Here is a 22304-nt window from a genome sequence, read left to right on the forward strand (position 1 = left end):
GCTGGTTGTTATCTGTCGTTATTCCGGCGGTTGCGAAGAAAGGCCGGGATATCCAGTTGATCGCTTGAGGTCGGGCTGCCAAAAGGCTTGGGGCCAGGCGCAGCGGGCTGTGAACGGTTATCCGAAGCTGCCGGCGTTCCCTGCGCGCTCTTGTCTGCGGCCTGTTGACCGGGCATTTGGCGCAGAGCCGGGTTGCTGCGGTGCTCAAAACCGGTAGCGATAACGGTTACTTTGATTTCTTCCTTCAAATTCTCATCAATGCTGGCCCCGAAAATCATGTTCACTTCAGGGTCCGACGCGGAGATAACAATTTCTGCAGCTTCATTGACTTCATAGAGAGACAAATTGGAACCGCCGGTAATATTCATGATGATACCGCGCGCCCCGTCTATCGACGTCTCCAGCAAAGGACTTTGAATCGCTTTGCGGGCTGCTTCAGCCGCACGGTTCTCGCCGGTCGCAGCACCGATGCCCATCAAGGCCGAGCCGCGTTCCGTCATGATCGTCTTCACGTCGGCAAAGTCGAGATTGATAAGCCCCGGTACGGCGATCAGGTCCGAAATACCCTGCACCGCCTGCTTCAGTACATTATCCGCTTCACGGAAGGCTTCCAGCATCGGGGTTTTCTTGTCGACGATTTCAAGCAAGCGGTCATTCGGAATGACGATCAGCGTATCAACCTTTTCCTTGAGCGATTCAATCCCAAGCTCGGCTTGTCCGGAGCGCTTGCGTCCTTCAAATGTGAAGGGGCGTGTAACGACGCCGACGGTCAGAGCGCCGCATTCGCGGGCGATCTCTGCAATGACTGGTGCGGCTCCCGTGCCGGTACCACCACCCATGCCGGCTGTGACGAATACCATATCCGCCCCTTTAAGCGCATTTGCTACCACTTCGCGTGACTCTTCGGCAGCTTTCTTGCCAACCTCCGGGTTCGCGCCAGCTCCAAGACCCCGGGTCAGCTTGTCCCCGATTTGCAGCTTCTGCTCGGATCTGGCCATATGGAGCGCTTGCGCGTCCGTATTGACCGTAATAAATTCAACACCCTTGACGCCATTCTCAATCATCCGGTTGACGGCATTGCTGCCACCGCCGCCAACGCCAATGACCTTAATCTGGGCCAGTTGTTCCATATCGAAATCGAATTCCAACATTCTATTAGTTCCCCCGATCAAATGAATTCACTAAACATATTTTTCAATCTTTCAAACAATCCGGGTTTAGTAGACGAAGGAGCGCTTGCTTTACGTCCAGCACTCTTCTTCGGAGCCGAAGAAATCCGGTTTCTCATATATTTGGAAACATATTGAATCATTCCAACACCGCTTGTAAAAGAGGGATCCCTTACACCGATGAAATCGGGGACAGCGATCCTGACCGTTGATTCCAGCTCGCTCTGCGCAAGTGGAAGTGTTCCGGGCATGATCACAGTGCCTCCTGTCAATACATAACCATTTACTTTGTCCCCAAATCCCAAACGGATGACTTCCTGGCGCATGAGATGGAAAATCTCCTGCATGCGGGGCTCGATAATATTGGCCAGATCGACCTGCGAGAATTCCTTCTCGACATTGCTTCCCATACGCATAACCTTGAACTTCTGATCTTCAGCCGCATCCTGAATCAATGCGCAGCCGAATTTCTGCTTGATTTTCTCCGCTTGTTCGGTTTGGGTACGTAGTCCGTAGGAGATATCGCTAGTGACATATTCGCCACCGATAGGAAGTGTGGAGGTTGCAACTATGCTGCCTTGATCAAAAATCGCAATTGTGCAAGAACCGGCTCCGATGTCAGCGAGCACGGTCCCCATCATTTTCTCGTCTTTGGTTAGCGCCATCTGCCCCGAGGCCAGCGACATGAGAATGACGCCGGCAATCCGCAGATTCGCCTTCTCCACACAGCGCACCAGATTATGGATGGCTGTCTTGGCGCCGGTTACGACGGTTGCCTCAACTTCAAGCCTTACGCCGATCATACCCCGCGGATCCGAAATTCCTTCAAGTCCGTCAACCAGGTACTGCTTTGGAACTAGATTGATAATTTCCCGTTCGGGCGGAAGGGCAACAACTTTCGCCGCCTGCAGCACCCGCTCGATATCCTCTTCGCCGATTTCCCTGTCTTCGTTCGATACGGCCACTACGCCATGATTGGTTTGGAGTGAAATATGATTGCCTTGTATACCGACATATACGTCGCTTATTTGAATGCCCACCATGCGTTCCGCATGATCCACTGCATTACGAATGGATTGCACGGTTTGGTCAATATCAACGATGGCCCCTTTTCGTATTCCTTCCGAGTCGGCAGATCCAACTCCAATAATATTAATGGCTCCATTACTTACTTCGCCAATAATAGCACGAACTTTGGATGTACCGATGTCCAAACTAACGATGATGTCGTTGCTGCTCAACCCGTGGCACCTCCGTTTCAAAATGTTATAGATTCCAGTATATAGAAACCGTATCAGGTCCAGTCTCCAAGTGCATTTCTACTTATTCAACGTTGGGCCTATTTTCCCTCTTTTTTCAACAACTTTTTCGGTGTATGTTAATATTTCCAGCGCCGCAGCCGCTGCGCTGCTTCCGCAATTCTAATGAAAAAATAATCGGAGAGAGGCAAAAAGATGCATAATTAAAATTCTAACACTCTTTGACCCTATTGAGTAGTGTCTTTTTGATCGGCGTCCTTATTTCCCCCCTCGTCAGGGGTAAATGATGTATAAGTATCTGCAAGCAGCATCGTGATAAGTCCCGGCTCCTGCGTCTCGATAACGGCATTAAGCGCCGGCACCTTCCCGGGGAGCAGCGAAACCGCGGTAATGACCTCAAAACGTGTGCGCGTATAAATCTTGATGCGGTCCGGATACGCATTTGAAGGCGTAGGGATGATTTCCGAAAAATCGGACAGCGACTGGGCGGATAGCTCGGCAAGCTGCTTGCACAACTGCGCCTTGACCGGGTCATCGGCTTTCCAGCCGGACAGGATAGGCTTGTCCACGATGATGTCGCTCCCCGTCGGAACGCTTGTCCCATTGGATAACAGAGCGGTCAGCACGCCTTGGTCCGACAGTTGGAATGCGACACCCGGAAACTCGTGAACCACAATTTTGACGGTGCCGGGAAATGATTTGGTTACTTCCACCGTCTCAACCGGAGCGAGCTTCTTTACCCGTGCTTCAATGGTATTGGTCGATGTACCCAAAAAGGCGTCGCCCACACTGATGCCCGCAGCCTTCTGAACATCCGCCGCTCTCGTAAACTTCTGTCCTTCCACCACGACGGAAGAAATTTTACTGATATTCGAATTAAAAAACAACACGCATAATATAACTATAAAGAGCAAAAAGAGCACTGCCAGCAGCTTTTTGCCGCCCCGGCGTCTTCGGACAGGTTCCCTCAGCACGGGCATCTTGTCTGCCATGACTTGTCCCTTCTTTCGAACAGACGATAAACGGCAAAGAGGCTGCCGTTCACGGTCTGTATAGCGCTTCATCCAGCAATGGTTAATTTAAGAGACAATCTCTTTCTTGGGAACCGGAGACAGCCGAGAGATTCGCGCGCCCAATCGGGAAAGCATCGTCTCAATCCGGTCATAACCCCTATCAATGTGGTGTACCTGCTCCACGACTGTTCTGCCTTGGGCGGCGAGCCCTGCGATAACCAGTGCGGCTCCCGCACGCAAATCAGTCGCTTCCACCGTAGCCCCGTAAAGCCTTGGAACACCCCGAATGAATGCGGAATTCAAGTCGACCCTGATGTCCGCCCCCATACGCGAGAGCTCGTCGACATGCTTGAAGCGGCCTTCAAAAATCGTTTCCTTCATGACGCTTACCCCGTCGGCGAGCGACAGCAGCACCATAATTTGCGACTGCAAATCCGTTGGAAACGCCGGATAAGGAGAAGTGACAATCCGGTCGATAGACTTGCTCCGGCTCGCACTGCCAACTTTGATTATATCACCGTCCACCGATATTTGAACACCTGCCCGGCGAAGCACGTGAATGAGCGAGGTGAGATGGGATGGCTGCGTGTTGTGCAGCGTGACCTGGCCCCTGGTGGCCGCTGCGGCAACCATGACGGTTCCTGTAACGATCCTGTCCGGGATGACCTGATACCGGCATGGAACAAGCTTCTGTACACCTTCAATCGTTATGGTGTCGGTTCCGGCTCCGATGATCTTGGCGCCCAGTGCGCACAAGAACCGCTGCAGGTCCTGAATTTCCGGTTCACGGGCAGCATTGCTGATAGTCGTAAACCCTTCCGCCAGTACTGCAGCCATCATAATATTTTCTGTTGCGCCCACGCTTGGAAAATCAAGATGGACTTCAGCGCCCTTCAGCCGGTCCGCGAAGCAAACAATGCGGCTGCCTTCTTCTTCTATTTGTGCTCCAAGCGCCATAAGACCTCTCAAATGCAAATCAATCTTTCGTTCCCCGATCGCGCAGCCGCCTGGCTGATAAATCGTTGCTTTGCCAAATCGTGCTAGAAGCGGCCCCATCAAAAAGATGGAGGAGCGCATTTGACGCATAAGAGCTTCCGGGACATGCGAGGAATGTGCGAATGTTGTATCAAGCATAACCGTTTCATCCACATGTTCCGCCCGGCAGCCGAGCTCGCGTAAAATGTTCAGCATGACGTCGATATCAAGAAGCTTTGGCACATGATCGATCGTCACTTTTCCTTCTACTAGCAGACTGGCAGCCAAAATCGGCAAAGCGGCATTTTTCGCTCCTTGGATAACTATGGTTCCTGAGAGAGGTTTCCCGCCTTCAATCACCAATTTGTCCAATGTATCACCTCCGAATTACCGCTCACCCACCACCAGTACTTCCGGCACCAAATCGACTCCGAATCGGTCTTTAACGGTGCTGCGAATAGTTGTCATGAGGGTGAGGACGTCTTCGGCCTTCGCTTGACCGGTATTCACAATAAAATTGGCGTGCTGCGTCGACACTTCGGCATCTCCGCTTCGCATCCCCTTGAGCCCCGCTTCTTCGATCAGCCTCGCGGCAAAATCATTCGGCGGATTGCGGAACACGCTGCCTGCAGTAGCCGACTTTAGCGGCTGCGTGCGCAGTCGGCGCTCCTTGTAAGCGGACATCGTGGACGCGATCTCTCTACGGTCGCCGCGTTCAAGCTCAAATGTCGCATTAACCACGATTCCGGGCTGCTCATGAAGAAAGGAATGACGATAGGAAAAACCCATTTGACCTGAATCGCAGTGTACCAATTCTCCTGTTTCCAGTACAATGTCGGCCGATTTGAATATACGTGACACATCCGACCCGTGGGCACCGGCATTCATGTACACCGCTCCGCCGACCGAACCTGGAATTCCCCCTGCAAACTCCAGACCGGTCAATCCTTCCTTGCCTGTCATGACAGACAGCTTGATGAAGGAATAAGCCGCGCCCGCATGAACGAGCGTGCCATCAAATCGTGCATAATCGAATCCTTCGCCCGGCTGGATCACAACGCCCCGGATTCCCTTATCGCTTACCAGCAAATTGGAGCCGCGTCCGAGGTTGGTCCAAGGCACTCCTTGTTTGCGGAGCAAACGCACCACGGACACCAGCTGCTCTTTATTTTGCGGAATAACCAAGATGTCTGCCGGACCTCCGATTTTCCAGGTTGTATATCCGGAAAGCGGTTCGCCAGATCTCACGCTGCCTGAATCGATTTGTTGTAATTCCGCTAACAATTGCTCCATCCTTGCCCGTACCTCCTTTTTGCTATTAGCGATTGTCGAATGCGGGGCATGCTTCTCCCAGCCAGGCTGCCCTCCCTGCTGATTTTCGGTTGCAGATACGGGCCCCGCCAGGTGACGGTCACGATTATAGGGTATTCTATGCCTTCCCGCGCATGAGTGTGACAATCGCCCATGATGCTCTACGGTTTGTCCGTTAATCTCTTAATTTCTTGTCCGATGAGGGATGCCGATTGCGGCATGCCGAGCGTCAGTGCCGCAAGCCCCATTTTGGTCAACAGCTCTTCGGCGCCGATCAGCCTTGTTATGCGCTCGAACAATTTGCTGCCGCTTAAGTCCCGTTCGAGAATCATCTCAGCGGCTCCTGCATCCGCGAGGCTTCTCGCATTCGCTTCCTGATGGTTATTCGTGACATTCGGAGACGGTATTAAAATAGAAGGAACTCCCAAAGCTGTGATTTCCGCGAGCGATGAAGCTCCCGAACGGCTGACAATCAGCTTGGACGCAGCCAGCACCTCTGGCATATTATGCAAATACGGCCGCACATGAAGATTGGCAGGCTGCCCCTGCTGTGCATCCTTCATTCTCTTCATCGTGCTTTCATAGTAGCTTTCTCCAGTCACAAATACAAAATGAACCTTGGGCATTCGCATAACCATTCCTGCCATGTCCACCATCGCGTCATTCATCGCTTTCGCGCCTCTGCTGCCCCCGACCATCAGTACGATCTGGCTGCCGGTAGGCAGTCCCAGCGATTTGAATCCGTTATCCCTGCTTGCGCGAACCACATGAGTCGCACAAGGATTGCCTGTATAGACAGCATGCTTCGAGCGCTTGAACTGGGACAACGAGTCCTTGAAGCTGACAGCTACGCAATCCGCATACCGGGTTAAAAACTGGTTGGTCAAGCCGGATACGGCATTCTGCTCATGGATAAGCGTTGGAATGCCAAGCTTGGCGGCCGCATAGACGACCGGTCCGCATACATATCCTCCTGTACCCACCACTACATCAGGTTTGAATTCCCGCAGGAGCTGCTTGGAGCGCCTTACGCCTCTTAGAAAACGCATGATGGTTTTCACATTGTCCAAAGACAGCTTGCGCCTGAAGCCCGTGATCTCCACAGGTTCAAACGCGATCCCCTGTGCAGGCACAATCCGGCTCTCCAGTCCTTTGGGAGATCCGATATATAATATCGATGAATCCGGAGCTTCTTCCTTCACCTGCCTGCCGATCGCAAGCGCCGGATAAATATGGCCGCCTGTTCCGCCGCCGGTCAATACGATACGCATGACATGTTCACCTCGAATAACGGGATATATTAAGTAAAATGCCGAGCGCCGTAAGCAACAGTGTCAGCGATGAACCGCCATAGCTGACAAGCGGCAGTGTAATTCCCGTCACCGGCAGCATACCAATGACGACGCCAATATTGATAAACACCTGTACGGCGACAATCCCGACAATGCCCACCGCAAGCAGGCTGCCAAACGTATCAGGAGCTGAGATCGCCGCCCGCATACCGCGCCACAGCAGGATGGCAAAGAGAATAATAATCGTACCGCCGCCGATGAAGCCCAGCTCCTCCGAAACGATAGAGAAGATAAAGTCGGTTTGCGGTTCGGGCAAATAATTAAATTTCTGACGGCTCATCCCAAGCCCAAGTCCGACAAGTCCCCCAGGTCCGATGGCATAGAGGGATTGAATGATCTGATAGCCTGCGCCAAGCGGATCGGCCCATGGGTCCATGAAGGCGGTGATGCGCTGCATCCGGTAAGGCGCCGCAAGAATCAGCCCAACAAATCCGGCAACGCCAATCATGGCAAGCGAGCCCAGATGCGCCATACGCGCGCCCGAGGTGTAGATGACCAGCAGGGAAGCGCCTACCATAACAGCGCCGGTTCCCAGATCCGGCTGCAGCATAATCAGCGCAAAGGCTGCGCCGAGAATACCGAGCGGTGGCAGCAGTCCCTTGGTAAACAAGGTGACGGTCTGCTGCTTCTCGGATAACAGCTTGGCCAGGAAGATCACCATGGCCAGCTTCATGAATTCCGAGGGCTGGATGCCGAGCGAGCTGATGCCGAGCCAGCTTCTGGCTCCCCCGCGGACAACCCCGATTCCGGGAATCAATACAATGACCAGCAGGCCAAAGCAGATAAACAGAGCGGGCCGGGACCATTTCTTCCATATTCCATAGTCAGCGTTCATCGTTACCAGCAGGGACGCAATACCCAGCGCAGCAAAGATGGACTGGCGCTTGACGTAATAGAATTTGTCGCCGAACTCATGGAATGCCAGTACTGCGCTTGCACTGTATACCATCACAAGGCCGATGGCGAGAATACACGATATCGATACGATCATCCATACATCCGGGGCGGACCGGGCTTTTACCATAGCACAAACACCTCTTGCATGCGTAAGTAGGGACAAGCCCCCTACTTACAAGGTATGCACCGATTGTTTAAAAATGCGCCCCCGCTCTTCGTAAGACTTGAACATGTCCCAGCTGGCGCAGGCGGGCGAGAGTAGAACGATATCTCCCGGCTCTGCAAAGGAGGCGGCTTCGCGCACGGCTTGCTGCAGCGTCGCTTCGGCGTCCTCTTCAGGTTCGACTGTTTTGATCCACGCTAAACCTGCCAGCTCGGCAACCGCAGCAATCTTCCCGCGTGTCTCTCCAAGCGTCACGACCGCCTTGACCTGATCCTTGATATGCGGCAGCAGCTCCATATAATCCGAACCCCGGTCAAGTCCTCCCGCAATCAGTACAATCCGCGGGGGGAACGAGCGCAGTGCATTGATCGTTGCTGCCGGATTGGTCGCTTTAGAGTTGTTGTAGTAGCGTATGCCACCGCTCTCACAGACAAACTCCAGGCGGTGCTCAACCCCGCTGAACTCCCTCAGCGGAGCTCTGAGCGCTTCAAGCGGTGCGCCTGCAGCCAGCGAGGCTCCAATCGCGGCAAGTGCGTCGGCTGCGTTATGCCTTCCCGGAATGCCCAGTTCGTGAACGGGCAAGACGACATGTCTTGCTTCTTCCCGGTCGATCCAGATGATCTCCCTATCCAGCCCATCAGGCGGCGCGGACAGCTCTTCCGGGAAGGGCGGCTCAATGAACAGCCCATAAGGCAGGCTTTGAGAAACCGCAAAAGGAATGATATGCGCCTTAATCCTGCCCTCGCTGACAAGCTGGCGGCAAACGGGATCGTCCATGTTGATGACAGCGGTATCCTGCTCCGTTTGATTGGCAAACAGCTTGGCCTTCGACTGGACATAATCCTCCATGTCCCCGTGATAATCCAGATGGGTCTCGACCACATTCAACAGTACGGACACGCGCGGACGAAAATGCTGCGTGCCTTTGAGTTGAAAGCTGCTGAGCTCGGCCACCAGCCAATTGTTGCCCGTAGCGGTTTGCGCCGCTTCGCAAAGCGGTGTGCCGATATTGCCCGCCACGATCGGCGCAAGGTCGGCAGCCTCCAGCATATCCCCGATCCACGTTGTCGTGGTGGTCTTGCCGTTGGAGCCGGTAATGCCGATAATCGGCGCATCCGAAAGTTGGTAGGCGATCTCCACTTCCGTGACCACTTTCAATCCCAGCGCGAGCGCCCGCTTGACCGGCGGCGCGCTGTAGGGAATACCCGGGTTTTTGACTACCAGCGCGGTATCCCCGGTAATGAGATCATCCGGGTGGCTGCCGCAAATAACAGAAATACCCAAAGCGTCCAATTCATCCGCTTCGGGGCACAATTCGCGTTTCTTCTGGTCGTTGACAATCACCTTTGCGCCCAGCCTGTGGAACAGCTTCGCAACGCTGACGCCGCTTTTGGCGAGCCCCAGTATGACTATTTTTTTGCCTTGGTACAATGTGGATTCCCCCCTAAATCCCCCTGAGGGGGACCCCAAGGGCCCCGGCCCTCTGGACACCCGGAATGGGATAACGTCCGAGTTGCAGAGTAGCGCCCTCGTTAATGTTATTTGGTGTGCTCGCTTTCGTCCCTAGGGACACGCTTTACTTTTGATGCTCCCTGGGTACCAGGATGACTTCGTCTAGAATAACGTTTGGGTCAATGAGACGGTTAGTGCGGTTGTTTGGTCGTTGGATCGCTTTCGTCCTTTGGACACGCTTTTACTTTTGGAGCTGGTCGCCCTCTTCGGGGCGATTGTCGGCGCCTTTGGCACCTTGTCCCTTGGCGGGACTTTTAAAGGCTCGGCGCCTGGGGCGCCTTGTCCCTGCGGGACTTTTAAGGGCTCGGCACCTGAGGCGCCTTGTCCCTGCGGGACTTTTAAGGGCTCGGCACCTGAGGCGCCTTGTCCCTGCGGGACTTTTAAGGGCTCGGCGCTTGAGGCGCCTTGTCCCTTAGCGGGACTTTTTTATCGGCCCAGAACGAGGCCGATAGCTGCCAGGATGAGCGATACGAACCAGAAGGACGTGACGACGCGCCATTCGCCCCAGCCCGATAGCTCGAAGTGATGATGGATCGGGCTCATCTTGAAGATTCGCTTGCCGCGAAGCTTGAATGAGGCGACCTGCAGGATCACCGAGAGCATTTCGATGACGAATACCCCTCCGATAAGGACGAGCAGAATTTCCGTTTTCGTCAAGATCGCAACTGCCGCCATGCCGCCGCCAATGCCCAATGAACCGGTGTCGCCCATGAAGACTTTGGCCGGATGGGCATTGAAGATCAGGAAGCCCAGCAGGGCGCCGATCATGGCGGCTGAGAAGATTGCCGATTCATGCTCGCTTGCATGCAGAGCCAGGATGGTAAAGGCGGCGAAGGCAATCGCGCCTGTGCCTGCCAGCAATCCGTCGACGCCATCGGTGAAGTTGACGGCGTTGGTGGTGCCGAAGAGCATGATGACGACAAACGGATAATAGAACCAGCCGAAATCAAATTGTATCGTTGTACTGGGAATGCCCACGACGGTGCTGTGATTCATTTGATAGAGCAGGACACAGATTATAATGGAAAAGATGAGCTGGCCGATCAGCTTTTGCTTAGCGGTTAAGCCCAGTGATCGCTTGAATACGATTTTAATATAATCATCAAGAAATCCGATAAGTCCGAAACCCAGCGATGCAATAAGTAGTACCCAAAATTCCGGTGTAATCTCTGAAAATTTCAAAAAGCTGAGCAGCAACGCCAGCATAATGATGATGCCGCCCATAGTCGGCGTGCCTTTCTTCTTCAGATGGCTCTGCGGCCCGTCCGTCCGGATCTGCTGGCCGAATTTAAGCCGTCTAAGCAGCGGGATGAACAAAGGTCCGAGCAAAACCGCAAGGAGAAAAGAAGCGCCAATTGACAGCAGGATGACCTTGATGTCCATGTTGTCACCTCATCATACACGCTGCAGCGCGTGGACGATTTCTTCCATACGCATGCCTCGTGAGCCTTTCACTAATACAAGATCCTCCGGTGTCAATGAGGCGCGAAGGCACTCGATCAACTGCTCTTTATCTTCAAAAGCGACCACCGGCGCTTCGGTTTGCAAAGATGAAGGATCGCTCAGCGTCCCGCTGCTCTCTTCCGCTCCCGCATTTTTCTCAAATGATTTGGAAGCTGCGGAGGCCGTGTGGCGGGATAGCGCTCCATAGGTCAGCAAGCGATCCGCCTTGTATGGGGTGATGTAATCGCCAATATCGGCGTGAAGCTCCGCATCCTGTGCGCCAAGCTCCAGCATATCCCCGAGAACCAGCCATTTGCGCCGGTAACCTGTCAGCTGCGCCACCAGATCGACCGCTGCGCGGACCGCCGTCGGATTGGCATTATAAGCATCATTAAGCACCATTGCCCCGTTGTATGCCCGCACCGGTTCAATACGCATCCCCGTCAACCGCAATCCTTCGAAGCCCTCGCGGATTTTCTCCGCCGGAATGCCAAGGGCTCTGCCTACGGCTACCGCTGCCAGCGCATTGGACACGTTATGATGTCCGGGAACCGGGAGCGACAAGCGGTTGAAAGATTCCAGTCCATTGACGTCAAAAGCGGAGGATATCGCGTCCACCTCGACATGGACGGCGTTCCAGTCATTGCCTTGCCCCAAACCAAAGGTCTGCCTCCTGAGCGTATCAGGCAGATTCAGTGCTTCTACTCCAGCATGCAGCAAAGGCTCATCGCCGTTGAACAGGAGCAGTCCGCCTTCCCGAAGCCCTGCGACTATTTCCAGCTTGGCCTTCGCAATGCCTTCCCGCGACCCGAGCTGCAGCAGATGCGCATCCCCGATATTGGTAATGACAACGATATCCGGCTTGGCTATGCAGGTGAGCAGCTCGATTTCGCCAAAACCGCTCATTCCCATTTCCAGCACGACCACATCAACCGATTCATCCAGCTGCAGGACGGTAATCGGCAGCCCGATATGATTGTTCAGATTGCCTTCGGTTTTATGTACCCGGAAGACGCCTGATAACACGGAGGCTACCATATCCTTGGTTGTGGTCTTGCCGTTGCTTCCCGTTATCCCGACAACGCGCAAATTCAGCTCTTCCCGGTAGGAAGCGGCTAATCGCTGCAGAGCGGTAAGCGGGTCGTCCACCAGTAGCAGAGGCTCGTCAATCAGCGCCTCCGGTATCGACCGGTTGGACTGCCAGATCAGCGCAGCAGCCCCGCCAGCAAGAGCGTTGCCGGCAAAATCATGTCCGTCAAAGTTATAGCCGGCGAGCGGAATATAAAGCTGGCCAGGCTGAACATCTCGTGAATCCCTGGTTACGCCGGTTATGGCAATTTCGCCAAACCGGTTGTTTGTCAACGTTCCACCGCACATGTCGGCAATGGCGCCTAACGTTCGTTTTATCACAGTCTGAGACTCCTTATCGCTTCTTTGGCCACAACGCGATCATCAAAGTCGTGCGTCTGATCCCCGATGATCTGATACGTCTCATGACCTTTCCCCGCAATCAATATTACATCGTCGGGGCTGGCCATATCAACCGCTTTTTGGATCGCCGCATGACGGTCCGCCAGCAGCTCGTAACGGTCTCCGGACACCCCGTCCCCGATGAGCCCGACTTCAATATCCTTCAGGATTTGCGCCGGATCCTCGGTGCGCGGATTATCGGAGGTGACGATAGCATAATCGGCGTAACGGCCGGCAATCGAACCCATAAGCGGACGTTTCGTCCGGTCTCGGTCGCCGCCGCAGCCAAACACGCAGATAATTCTTCCTGAGGCCACCTCTTTGACCGCTGCCAATACGTTTTCCAGGCCATCGGGCGTATGCGCGTAATCGACAATGACGGCGAATGGCTGGCCGGCATTAACTGCCTCGACTCTTCCCGGAACTCCCGGCAGGCTCTCCAGACTTGCTTTGATCTGCGCAAGCGGAACCTCTTCGATCAATGCCGCGCCTATTGCGGCCAAAGCATTATAAACGTTGAACTTCCCGGTCATTTGCAGCGTAATATCCGCTTCTCCCTTGAAGGTGTTCACATGAAAGGACGTTCCATGCGCGGTAATCCGTACATGGGTTGCGCGAATATCTGCTTCCTGATCCACACCATAGGTAATGACTTCAGCGGCCGTAGCTTTGGCAAATCCCTCAGAAGCCTCATCATCGGCATTCAACACCGCAAATGTTCGGTCGCCCTGAGAATTGGCATACTCGTTGCCGAGCCGGGAGAACAACAGCTCCTTGGCTGCAGCGTAACGCTCCATTGTATAATGATAATCCAAATGATCCTGCGTGAGGTTGGTAAATATTGCCGTCCGGTAACGGCAGCCCTTTACACGCCCCTGCTCCAGCGCATGCGAGGATGCCTCCATGACGCAGTAATTGCTTCCTGACTCCACCATTCCGGCCAGGCTGCGCTGAAGCTCCAGCGCCTCGGGCGTCGTGCCCGACATTGGATAGGATCGGCCGCCATAGCGCATTTCTACCGTTCCGATCACACCCGGGCTGAAGCCTGCATCAGCCAGAATGCGTTCAATCAAATAAGTCGTTGTTGTTTTCCCGTTCGTTCCCGTTACGCCGATCAGCTTCAATTTGTGGCTGGGCTGTTCAAAATATATATCGGCAATGACAGCCATCGCGAGACGACAGTCCTTGACGAGAATTTGCGGAATGCCGATCGGCAGCTCCCGGTCCACCACAAGCGCTGATGCCCCACGTTCCATCGCCTGGGGCGCAAAGTCATGACCATCCTGCGTGTGGCCCGGCAGGCAGATAAACAAGTCGCCTGCCGATACTTTGCGGGAATCGATTTGGATTCCGTTGATTTTTGTGTTCTTATCGCCAATAAATCGTGCTGTAAGCAGCAATTCGGCTATTTGTTCCAAACGCATGGGTCAGTTCCTCCACCCCGGCCTTTTTGATCATGTCCCGGCCCTGTAATAGGTTCTATTATTCTTGCTGACGTTTTACCCGTACCTGTTATACATTCTCTTCCCAGTATAGTCAAGGATGATTGCTTTCATCATCCTTGGCCAAATAAATGCGGATCGTCGAGCCCCGCTCCACCCGTGATCCTGCAGCCGGTGCCTGCCTGATTACGGTGTCTCCGCTGCCGGCTGACGTCAGATTGAAATTCATATTCATATCCTCGTAAATATCGGATACCGTCTTGCCTACAAGATTCGGAACCGTAACGATTGGCGTTTCGCCATATTTGTAATCCCGCTCGATCTGCTTCTTACGAGGCTCAATTCCCATATAGGGCAGGGCATCCGCAAGGATGTTATGCACAATAGGGGCGGCAACGACGCCGCCAAACTGAATGCCCTGCGGATTGTCGACCGCCACATACACGACAATCTTGGGATCGTCCGCAGGTGCGAAGCCGATGAAGGACACGATATGCTCATTGGGCGAGTATCGGCCATTGATAACTTTCTGCGCCGTACCGGTTTTACCGCCAACCCTGTAGCCATCCAGAAAAGCATTGCGCCCCGTTCCTTTGGCCACCACGCTCTCCAGCGCCTCCCTTACCTGCTGGCTGGTTTTCTCCGAGATCACCTGCCGCACGGCCTCCGGCTCCACCGTTTCGACCGTTTCACCGGTTTCCGGGTTGATCCAGGCTTTGGCAACATGCGGCTTGTACAGCGTTCCGCCGTTGACTGCCGCCGAGACCGCCGTAATCTGCTGGATCGGCGTTACGGAGACCCCTTGGCCGAAGGCGGTTGTCGCCAGCTCCACCGGGCCGACCTGGCTCATCTTGAACATGATCCCGTTCTCTTCGCCGCCGAGGTCAATGCCGGTCTTGGTGCCGAAGCCAAAGTCCTTGATATACTGAAACAATTTATCTTTGCCAAGCCGGTTGCCCAGCGCGACAAAACCGGGATTGCATGAATTTTGCACAACCTCCAGAAACGTCTGTGAGCCGTGACCGCCCTTCTTCCAGCAGCGCAAGCGGGCTCCGCCGACTTCCACGAACCCTGGATCATAGAAGTGATCATTGGTTAAGTTTACCTTGCCTTCTTCAAGCGCAGCGGAAAGCGTAATAATCTTGAATGTCGAACCCGGCTCATAGGTCATCCAAATGGGCAAATTCCGGTTGTACACCTGTGGATCAACATCACGATATTTATCCGGCTCGTACGTAGGACGGCTAGCCATTCCAAGAATTTCTCCCGTACTCGGGTCCATCGCAATCGCCATGATGTCGTCCGCCTGGAACTTAACCATGGCCTGATCCAGCTCGCGTTCCATAATGGACTGAATTTGCTTATCGAGGGTCAGTTCCAGATTCAGACCATCCTTGGGCTTCAGATAAGAATCAGCAGAGCCCGGCATTTGCCGGCCTTTCGCGTCAGAGAGAAATGAAATATTCCCGTTGATTCCGGAAAGCATGTCATTGTACTGCGCTTCAATACCGGTCAAGCCCTGATTGTCGATCCCGGTAAAGCCCAGCACATGCGAAGCAAAGCTGCCCATGGGATAATAACGTTTGTTATCCTCCGCCACAACAACGCCCGGCAGTGCCAAATCGCGTATTAATTGGGCCTTGTCCGTTGTGATTTTCCGGCCTCCGGGCTGGATACGGACGATCAACTGTTTTTTCGTAATGGTCGTCAGTACGGCGTCTTCCGTCATGTCGAGCACTCTCGCAAGCTCTGCTGCCGTCTTCTGCGCATCCTTGATCTGGGCGGGAATCGCCATAATCGTCGGCGAGCTTATATTATACGCAAGCTTGGTTCCGTTTCGGTCCCATATTTCCCCCCGCTTGGCCGAGAACGGAATTTCCCTCCGCCAGGAGTTTTCCGCTTTTGACGCGAGCTCCTCGCCCTTCCACAATTGCACGTAAGCGAGCCTGCCTATAAGGAGCGCAAAAGAAGCGACAGCGATGATCAGCGCGATAAATAAGCGCCGCCTTACGGTAACATTCGAAATTTTCACCTGCAATCCCCTCCGAATAGCACGTAAAACGGGAACATACGCACATCCGTTTCCTAATCCAAGCCTATTCGGTTTAAAAAGGGGTTAGAACAAGCTATCCTTTACCGGCAGCTTACTCTTTCTTGTCTTCCTCCTGCTTTTCCGCGTCCCCGTCCTCTGTTGATGTCTGGTCTGCGGGAGGAGCCAATGTGAGCTTCAAGACCTTCTCGCCTTTCAGCTGGGCAAGTGTCTGCGAGGTGACAAAACCTTGTCCCTCAGTCACACATTTGATTTGCAGCAGTGTGCAGATTTCCATTGCGTCGCGCAGGGACAGACCGCTCATATTCGGAATCGCGAGCTCGCTCCGGTTCTCCGTGATCAAATAAACACGCTGCGTGGGATTGACCGCTGAATTTGCTTTTGGAATTTGCTGCAAAATTTTATTGCCCTTGCCGATGACCTCGGGTGTAAGCGAACGCGAGGTAAGCTGTGCCTTGGCCTGATCGAGAGTAAGATTGGTCAGCTCCGGCAGTGTGACGGTCAAGTCCTTCGCTGCGGATTCCTTGGCAGGCTCAACTGTCGGACTGACGCCCATATGGCGCAGACTTTGCAGCACTATTTTTTTGAAAACCGGCGCCGCAACCGCCCCGCCGCCCAGCAGCTTGTCTTCCGGCGCATCGGCTACCACATACACAGCGATTCTGGGCTTTTCCACCGGTGCGTAACCAATGAAAGATACGACATATTGATCACTGGAATATGCACCGTTTACAACCTTCTGGGCTGTCCCTGTCTTGCCTGCTATGCGGTAGCCTTCGATGTAGGCGTTTCTCCCTGTGCCAATCTCTTGGTCAGAGACGACCTGCTCCAAATATCCGCCCACCAGTTCCGCGGACTTATCGGAAATCACCTCACGAACGACCTTCGGCTTCGTAACGACAGATGTTTTGGCCACCGGATCATCGATTTCCTTGATCAGATGCGGCTGCATCAGCTTGCCTCCGTTCGCGATGGCAGCAACGGCCGTAACCTGCTGAATCGGCGTAACCTGCACCTTCCCCTGACCGAATGAAGCATTTGCGACATCCCTTGCGATATTCGGATTAATGGTAATGGAGCCAGCCGCTTCACCCGGCAGTTCGATATTCGTTTTCTCATTGAATCCAAACTTCTTGATATAATCCATCAGGCGGTCCGCTTTGAGTTTCTCATAACCAAGCTTGACGAAAGCCACGTTACTGGATCGCTTGAGTCCTTCCAGATACGTAATATCGCCCCAGCCGCCACGTTTGATATCGTTAACCTGCTGCTTTCCTACCTGAATCGATCCGGACATATAATGATCATTGGGATCAAACAGTCCTTCCTGAACGGCCCCCGCCAGCGTTACGATTTTGAATGTCGAACCGGGCTCATAAAGAGCTCTAATCGCGCTGTTATAGAAATCCGACGGCTGCGCCTTTCCATATTCGTTAGGGTTAAAGTCCGGCAGGTTCGCCATCCCCAAAATGTCCATCGTTTGCGGATCTACGGCGATCGCCGTCATGCTTTTCGGATGAAATTCATTCCAAGCTTCCCTGAGCGCCTCTTCGACATAATACTGAATATCCGAATCAATGGTCAGCTTGACATTCTTGCCATCCACGGAAGGATTGAATTTGACCGTCCCATCCTCCAGAATGACGCCATTGCCGTCCTTTTCATAAACAATCTCGCCTTCCTTGCCGCTTAATTCCGTGTCCAGCGATTTCTCAAGCCCCATAACAGGCACGCCTTGGTTGTTCATATAACCGACGATATGGGAAGCCATATTGTTCTTCGGATAATACCGCTTCTTATCCTCTGTCAAATAAATGCCGATATCCGGCTCTTTGGTCTGCTTCATCAATTCGTCTCTATATTTCTCAATCCGATCCTTGACTTCCTTATCCACCTGCCAGCCTTTCTGGCGTACTTCGCGGTTGACATAAAACTCTCCCTTATCGTTCTTCGCGGTTACAATCTCCTGAAGGTCGCTTTCCGATGTTCCCAGAATCGTGTGAAGCTTGCTTACAATCTGGTCTTCCAGTTTGAGCTTGTTGATAAGCTTCGGATTAACCGAGACGTTGTAAGCCAGCACATCCATCGCCAGGACATTACCATCCCTGTCGGAGATGGTTCCCCTGGTTGGAACCAGCTTCTCCGATCTGGACCAGACATCCCGGGCTTTATCCGCCCAGTAATCGGCCTTGACAACCTGGACCCAATAGATTCGGCCTACGAGAACAACAAAAAAGAGGGTAATCAACCCTCCGACCAGCAGCGTACGCAGTTTTATCCTTTTTGTCATAGCTGATCACCTTATTCCTTATTCATTGCGGTTTCTGTCTCTTTACTCCCTGTTCTCACCTTGATCGGTTCGTTAGGATCCTCGACCATACCCTGCATCTTGGCCTGATCCTGAATGGTCTCGGGATTTTTCAGTGTTTCCACCTGTTTCTTGAGCTCTTTCATCTCTACCTGCATCGTCGTATAATCTCGCGTCATATCTTTGATTTTCTTATCCATTTCATAGATTTGCGCGTAACGGAAAATAATGACCCCCGCAACAATGACACAAACAATAATCGTGAACAGATAAAGCAGCTTTTCTTGCACTGGCATGGATTTCCGTTTAATCTGAACTTTCTTCGTCTCGCGGTACTGCTGCTTAGGGTCCGGTTTGCGTTTCGGTTGAAGTGCAAGATTGCCGTTTACGTAAGCCATTTTGTTCCTCCCTATTGTCCTATCTTTTTGCCTGATTTAACGCTCTGAATTATAATTTCTCGGCAATCCGGAGTTTTGCCGACCGCGCTCTGGGATTCTGTTCAAGCTCTTGTTCGCCCGGCACAATCGGTTTGCGGTTAACCAGCTTCAGCCGGCCGCTGCGCCCGCATACACAAATCGGAAAGTCCGGCGGGCATGTGCAGGTCTCCACATATTTCGCGAACATCTGCTTGCAAATTCTGTCTTCGAGGGAATGAAAGGTAATAACCGAAGCTCTTCCTCCGGATTTCAAAACATTAATGGTTTGTTCCAATGCTGATTCTTCCGCTCCCAGTTCATCGTTCACCGCGATGCGCAGTGCCTGGAAAGTCCGTTTGGCCGGATGCGGCCCGGTCCGCCTTGTTGCTGCAGGTATGCCGGATTTGATCAGCTCGACAAGCTCTCCCGTATTCTCAATTGGCTTCAGTTCCCGGGCCTGGATGAACTTGCGGGCAATTGACCTGGCAAACCGCTCCTCCCCATAGGTCGAAATGATTCTGGAGATTTCCCGTTCATCCCAGGTATTCACAATTTCTCCTGCTGTCAGATCGCCCTGACGATCCATTCTCATATCGAGCGGAGCATCATGGTTATAGCTGAATCCACGCTCCGCTTCATCAAGCTGCGGACTGGACACGCCCAAATCGAACAAGACACCATCAACCCCGTCAATATTCAGTTCCTGCAGAACCTGCTCCAGATCGCGAAAATTCCGTTTGACCAGCGTTACCTTATCGAGGTATGGAGCAAGACGGATCTTCGCGTTATCATGCGCCCATTCATCCTGATCGAGCGCAATAAGACGTCCGCCCTCCCCAAGCTTGGATGCAATGCTTTCACTGTGGCCGGCACCACCGAGCGTACAATCGACATAGATGCCATTCTGCTTGATTGCCAAACCTTCAACCGCTTCTTCTTTGAGCACCGTTATATGTTGAAACAAGCTGCAGCCCTCCCGGCTCAAAGGTACCTTTGCCGTCAAACGGCATGGGCCCGCGTTCTAAAAAAAATCATGCTAAAAATTAAAATCAACAAGCTTCTCCGCAATTTCATTGAATGACTCTTCCGATTGCTGAAAGTAGCCCTCCCAAATCGATTTGCTCCAGATTTCCACCCGGTTCGAAACTCCGATCACGACGCATTCTTTGTTGAACTTCGCATACTCACATAATGTATTGGGTACATTTACCCTTCCCTGTTTATCGAGCTCGCATTCAGTCGCTCCCGAGAAGAAAAACCGGGAAAACGCCCTGGCGTCCGATTTCATGAGAGGCAGCGACTTCAGCTTTTGCTCCAATATGCCCCACTCGCTCATCGGGTATACGAATAAACAGTTGTCCAGACCACGCGTAATGATGAATTGCTCGCCGAGGCCTTCACGGAACTTGACTGGAATAATGATACGGCCTTTGTCATCAATGCTATGCTGGAACTCCCCCATAAACACGGCCGCTTCACCCCCTTGGTTCAAGCCCGCCACTTTGCCCCACTTTTCACCACTAATGTTGATCTATTCGCCACCTGAAATTGAAATCCTCCTTTTGCATGCAATTATTAAGAATAATTTATGTGATTAATCTTGTTACACTTTTGAAACCTTTTAACAACAAGCTTCGTGTAAGCTAGAGCTATCGAGCCCGACTTCTGTTTACTATTTTGGATAAAAGGAGCGTCCGACTGAAGCCATGATTCCTACCGCCGATCTAAAAATCGAGCTGTTACGCCCGGTCGAACAGCTATGCTACCAGGTAGCCCATTATCTCCTGGGCAATGACTACGATGCGGCAGAAGCCAGCAAAGAAGCGCTTATCGAACTTTATCAAATGCCGCAGTTCGTTGTTTCCAGCGAGGATGAGCGCCAGCGTCTCGCCAAAGCCGCCGCGATCCGCAATGCCCTGCGGCATGTGGGTGATAAAACACTGGTCCAATAAAAATGAGCTGTCATCTTAAGCCCAGAAGGCTTTGATGCAGCTCATGCCAGAAATATAAAGGTATTTAATATTTCAATCCTGCTTTTCCTGTTCTTCCGTTTCATTCGGCTTTATTCCGCCTGACTCTACCGGCTGCAGCCTGCTTCTGCTTTTTCTTCGATAGATGAAATATCCCGGAACACCGATCACCAGAGCTATTGCTATAATTGGCAGTGCCCCCGCTATAACAACAAATAGTCCTTGAACAAAATGATTGATGAACGAAGTACTGGCCTTCATGGCATCCAGCGAACGGTCCAATAAGGGTGGTTTTGCTTGCTGGGCCGAATCAGAGAATCCGGCATTTTGATATATCCTCAGCTCAATGGTGGAGAACGACACATTTTGATCCAGATAACGCGTTCTCCCTTTGATTCTTTCGATCTCCAGCTGCACCTCGCTAAGCTGATTGGAATACTTCAACAGATCATCCGCCTGTGTGGCTTTGTCCATAAACGCAAGCAATCTGGCTTCGACCACCTGCCGGGATTTCAGTCTGGCTTCCAGATCCACATACTCCTCGGTCACATCTGTGCCCTTCATGCTGCTTTGATAATCCAGATGCTTCAGCTTCTCAAGCTGACTGAGAAAGGATTGGAAGCCTGAAGCGGGAACCTTGATCGTGTAGGTGCCACCCAGCTCATTTGCGGATTTCTGGTCGCCAAACTCCAGAATATAGCCCCCTGACAAATGGATAATATTTTTCAGCTCCGTCTGCGACTGGCCATAGTCGCTCACTTCCATCGTGATATTCGCATGGTAAATCAGCTTGCGGCTGAATCCGTCGGCATCTATGTCTGTGCCTGTGGACATTCCCGTCTCCGCTTCTGCCGTGTTGTTCACCGGCGTTCCGGAAGCGGTAGTTGCACTCATACCGCTGTCGGCTGCCGGAACTGCCTGCTCCGTTGCTGCCTCGGAAGATTGCGCCGATTGATTTTGCATACTTGAAGCATTGCTCGTTTGCCTATTTCCTGAATTTCCGCTATTCATGTTGGAGCTGCTGGATGAGCAGCCTGCCGCAATGAGCAGGATCGCCGAGATTACGGCTGTGATGTACAATTTCAACCATTTGCGATGGTGATGCTTTGCAGCGTTCATGATGTTCATGTCGATTCCCCCTTTAGAAAATTGTGGATTTTTTTGTGTATGTTTTCTAGACGGGAATCAGTTGGGTTATGTTGCATGGGGATTCCCCTCCTAAATCCTCAGGATTCCCCCTAAATCCCCCAGAGGGGGACCCCGAGGGCTCCGCCCTCTGGACACCCGAATTGGATAACGTTTGAGCCAATGAGACGGGACCTAGCTGATATGTGCCCGGATTCGTTTTCGTCCCTTTGGGACACACTTTTACTTTTTGTGCGCCTGATTGGCCTCTCTGTTAGCAGAAATTAGGTGGGGCTTTGCTGGTGGTGTGCCCCCTAAATCCCCCAGAGGGGGACCCCGAGGGCTCCGCCCTCTGGACACCCGAATTGGGATAACGTTTGTGCCAATGAGACGGGACCTAGCTGATATGTGCCCGGATTCGTTTTCGTC

The 22304-nt window shown here is 52.8% G+C and carries 18 protein-coding genes; 1 reads left to right on the plus strand and 17 read right to left on the minus strand.

Features of this window, described 5'->3' with window-relative positions; translation table 11 throughout:
- Window positions 1-8 precede the first annotated feature (8 nt).
- The 16 genes from ftsZ to mraZ all read right to left on the minus strand — a co-directional run bounded on the left by ftsZ (window position 9) and on the right by mraZ (window position 20248).
- Entirely contained in the window at window positions 9-1151 is a 1143-nt protein-coding gene (gene ftsZ, locus AC0YNV_RS10945) for a cell division protein FtsZ (protein ID WP_475768126.1), read from the minus strand.
- A gap of 17 nt (window positions 1152-1168) precedes the next feature.
- On the minus strand, window positions 1169-2410 hold the full coding sequence (ftsA, locus tag AC0YNV_RS10950; protein ID WP_210046568.1) for a cell division protein FtsA: 1242 nt from the start codon (window positions 2408-2410) through the stop codon (window positions 1169-1171).
- A gap of 245 nt (window positions 2411-2655) precedes the next feature.
- Window positions 2656-3420 (minus strand): cell division protein FtsQ/DivIB, encoded by a 765-nt coding sequence (locus AC0YNV_RS10955; RefSeq protein WP_475768127.1) that lies wholly within the window; start codon window positions 3418-3420, stop codon window positions 2656-2658.
- 87 nt (window positions 3421-3507) lie between these two features.
- Window positions 3508-4788 carry a UDP-N-acetylglucosamine 1-carboxyvinyltransferase gene (gene murA / locus AC0YNV_RS10960; RefSeq protein ID WP_475768128.1) on the minus strand — a complete coding sequence of 427 codons (1281 nt, stop codon included), beginning with the start codon at window positions 4786-4788 and terminating at the stop codon, window positions 3508-3510.
- A gap of 15 nt (window positions 4789-4803) precedes the next feature.
- Window positions 4804-5709: a UDP-N-acetylmuramate dehydrogenase gene (murB, locus tag AC0YNV_RS10965; protein WP_475768129.1), complete on the minus strand. Its 906-nt coding sequence runs from the start codon at window positions 5707-5709 to the stop codon at window positions 4804-4806.
- A gap of 179 nt (window positions 5710-5888) precedes the next feature.
- The gene (murG, locus tag AC0YNV_RS10970; protein WP_475768130.1) at window positions 5889-6998 is read right to left on the minus strand and encodes an undecaprenyldiphospho-muramoylpentapeptide beta-N-acetylglucosaminyltransferase; all 1110 of its coding nucleotides are present in this window, start codon (window positions 6996-6998) and stop codon (window positions 5889-5891) included.
- A 7-nt stretch (window positions 6999-7005) separates the two neighbouring features.
- On the minus strand, window positions 7006-8103 hold the full coding sequence (gene spoVE, locus AC0YNV_RS10975; protein ID WP_475768131.1) for a stage V sporulation protein E: 1098 nt from the start codon (window positions 8101-8103) through the stop codon (window positions 7006-7008).
- A 45-nt stretch (window positions 8104-8148) separates the two neighbouring features.
- Window positions 8149-9570: a UDP-N-acetylmuramoyl-L-alanine--D-glutamate ligase gene (gene murD, locus AC0YNV_RS10980; protein WP_475768132.1), complete on the minus strand. Its 1422-nt coding sequence runs from the start codon at window positions 9568-9570 to the stop codon at window positions 8149-8151.
- 507 nt (window positions 9571-10077) lie between these two features.
- Window positions 10078-11034: a phospho-N-acetylmuramoyl-pentapeptide-transferase gene (gene mraY / locus AC0YNV_RS10985; protein ID WP_210046575.1), complete on the minus strand. Its 957-nt coding sequence runs from the start codon at window positions 11032-11034 to the stop codon at window positions 10078-10080.
- A gap of 12 nt (window positions 11035-11046) precedes the next feature.
- Entirely contained in the window at window positions 11047-12504 is a 1458-nt protein-coding gene (locus AC0YNV_RS10990) for a UDP-N-acetylmuramoyl-tripeptide--D-alanyl-D-alanine ligase (protein WP_475768133.1), read from the minus strand.
- The gene (locus AC0YNV_RS10995; RefSeq protein ID WP_475768134.1) at window positions 12501-13988 is read right to left on the minus strand and encodes a UDP-N-acetylmuramoyl-L-alanyl-D-glutamate--2,6-diaminopimelate ligase; all 1488 of its coding nucleotides are present in this window, start codon (window positions 13986-13988) and stop codon (window positions 12501-12503) included. The genes AC0YNV_RS10990 and AC0YNV_RS10995 overlap by 4 nt, the downstream gene beginning before the upstream one ends.
- A gap of 112 nt (window positions 13989-14100) precedes the next feature.
- A complete protein-coding gene (locus AC0YNV_RS11000) occupies window positions 14101-16038 on the minus strand; it encodes a stage V sporulation protein D (RefSeq protein ID WP_210046578.1) in 1938 nt (645 codons plus the stop codon).
- 112 nt (window positions 16039-16150) lie between these two features.
- Window positions 16151-18346, minus strand: a complete 2196-nt coding sequence (locus AC0YNV_RS11005) for a penicillin-binding transpeptidase domain-containing protein (protein WP_475768135.1) — start codon at window positions 18344-18346, stop codon at window positions 16151-16153.
- 11 nt (window positions 18347-18357) lie between these two features.
- Window positions 18358-18762 carry a septum formation initiator family protein gene (locus tag AC0YNV_RS11010; RefSeq protein ID WP_210046580.1) on the minus strand — a complete coding sequence of 135 codons (405 nt, stop codon included), beginning with the start codon at window positions 18760-18762 and terminating at the stop codon, window positions 18358-18360.
- Window positions 18763-18811: 49 nt separating this feature from the next.
- A complete protein-coding gene (gene rsmH, locus AC0YNV_RS11015; RefSeq protein ID WP_210046581.1) occupies window positions 18812-19744 on the minus strand; it encodes a 16S rRNA (cytosine(1402)-N(4))-methyltransferase RsmH in 933 nt (310 codons plus the stop codon).
- A 72-nt stretch (window positions 19745-19816) separates the two neighbouring features.
- Window positions 19817-20248, minus strand: coding sequence for a division/cell wall cluster transcriptional repressor MraZ (mraZ, locus tag AC0YNV_RS11020; protein ID WP_475768136.1), 432 nt, complete (start codon window positions 20246-20248; stop codon window positions 19817-19819).
- A gap of 238 nt (window positions 20249-20486) precedes the next feature.
- Here mraZ and AC0YNV_RS11025 point away from each other — a divergent pair, with 238 nt between their 5' ends.
- Complete coding sequence (locus tag AC0YNV_RS11025) at window positions 20487-20732, plus strand: hypothetical protein (protein WP_210046582.1); 246 nt, start codon at window positions 20487-20489, stop codon at window positions 20730-20732.
- Window positions 20733-20804: 72 nt separating this feature from the next.
- Here AC0YNV_RS11025 and AC0YNV_RS11030 read toward each other — a convergent pair whose 3' ends face one another.
- Window positions 20805-21878: a DUF4349 domain-containing protein gene (locus AC0YNV_RS11030; protein WP_475768137.1), complete on the minus strand. Its 1074-nt coding sequence runs from the start codon at window positions 21876-21878 to the stop codon at window positions 20805-20807.
- Between the last annotated feature and the right edge of the window lie 426 nt (window positions 21879-22304).

This window comes from Paenibacillus sp. JT31N11, from assembly GCF_056269285.1.

Excerpts from the sequence above, each read along its gene's own strand:
- murG (WP_475768130.1), bottom strand. The coding sequence starts at position 6,998 with ATGCGTATCGTATTGACCGGCGGCGGAACAGGCGGCCATATTTATCCG.
- AC0YNV_RS10995 (WP_475768134.1), bottom strand. The coding sequence starts at position 13,988 with ATGCGTTTGGAACAAATAGCCGAATTGCTGCTTACAGCACGATTTATT.
- AC0YNV_RS11025 (WP_210046582.1), top strand. The coding sequence starts at position 20,487 with ATGATTCCTACCGCCGATCTAAAAATCGAGCTGTTACGCCCGGTCGAA.
- AC0YNV_RS11030 (WP_475768137.1), bottom strand. The coding sequence starts at position 21,878 with ATGAACATCATGAACGCTGCAAAGCATCACCATCGCAAATGGTTGAAA.
- ftsZ (WP_475768126.1), bottom strand. The coding sequence starts at position 1,151 with ATGTTGGAATTCGATTTCGATATGGAACAACTGGCCCAGATTAAGGTC.
- murB (WP_475768129.1), bottom strand. The coding sequence starts at position 5,709 with ATGGAGCAATTGTTAGCGGAATTACAACAAATCGATTCAGGCAGCGTG.
- AC0YNV_RS11010 (WP_210046580.1), bottom strand. The coding sequence starts at position 18,762 with ATGGCTTACGTAAACGGCAATCTTGCACTTCAACCGAAACGCAAACCG.
- spoVE (WP_475768131.1), bottom strand. The coding sequence starts at position 8,103 with ATGGTAAAAGCCCGGTCCGCCCCGGATGTATGGATGATCGTATCGATA.
- AC0YNV_RS11005 (WP_475768135.1), bottom strand. The coding sequence starts at position 18,346 with ATGACAAAAAGGATAAAACTGCGTACGCTGCTGGTCGGAGGGTTGATT.
- AC0YNV_RS10955 (WP_475768127.1), bottom strand. The coding sequence starts at position 3,420 with ATGGCAGACAAGATGCCCGTGCTGAGGGAACCTGTCCGAAGACGCCGG.
- mraY (WP_210046575.1), bottom strand. The coding sequence starts at position 11,034 with ATGGACATCAAGGTCATCCTGCTGTCAATTGGCGCTTCTTTTCTCCTT.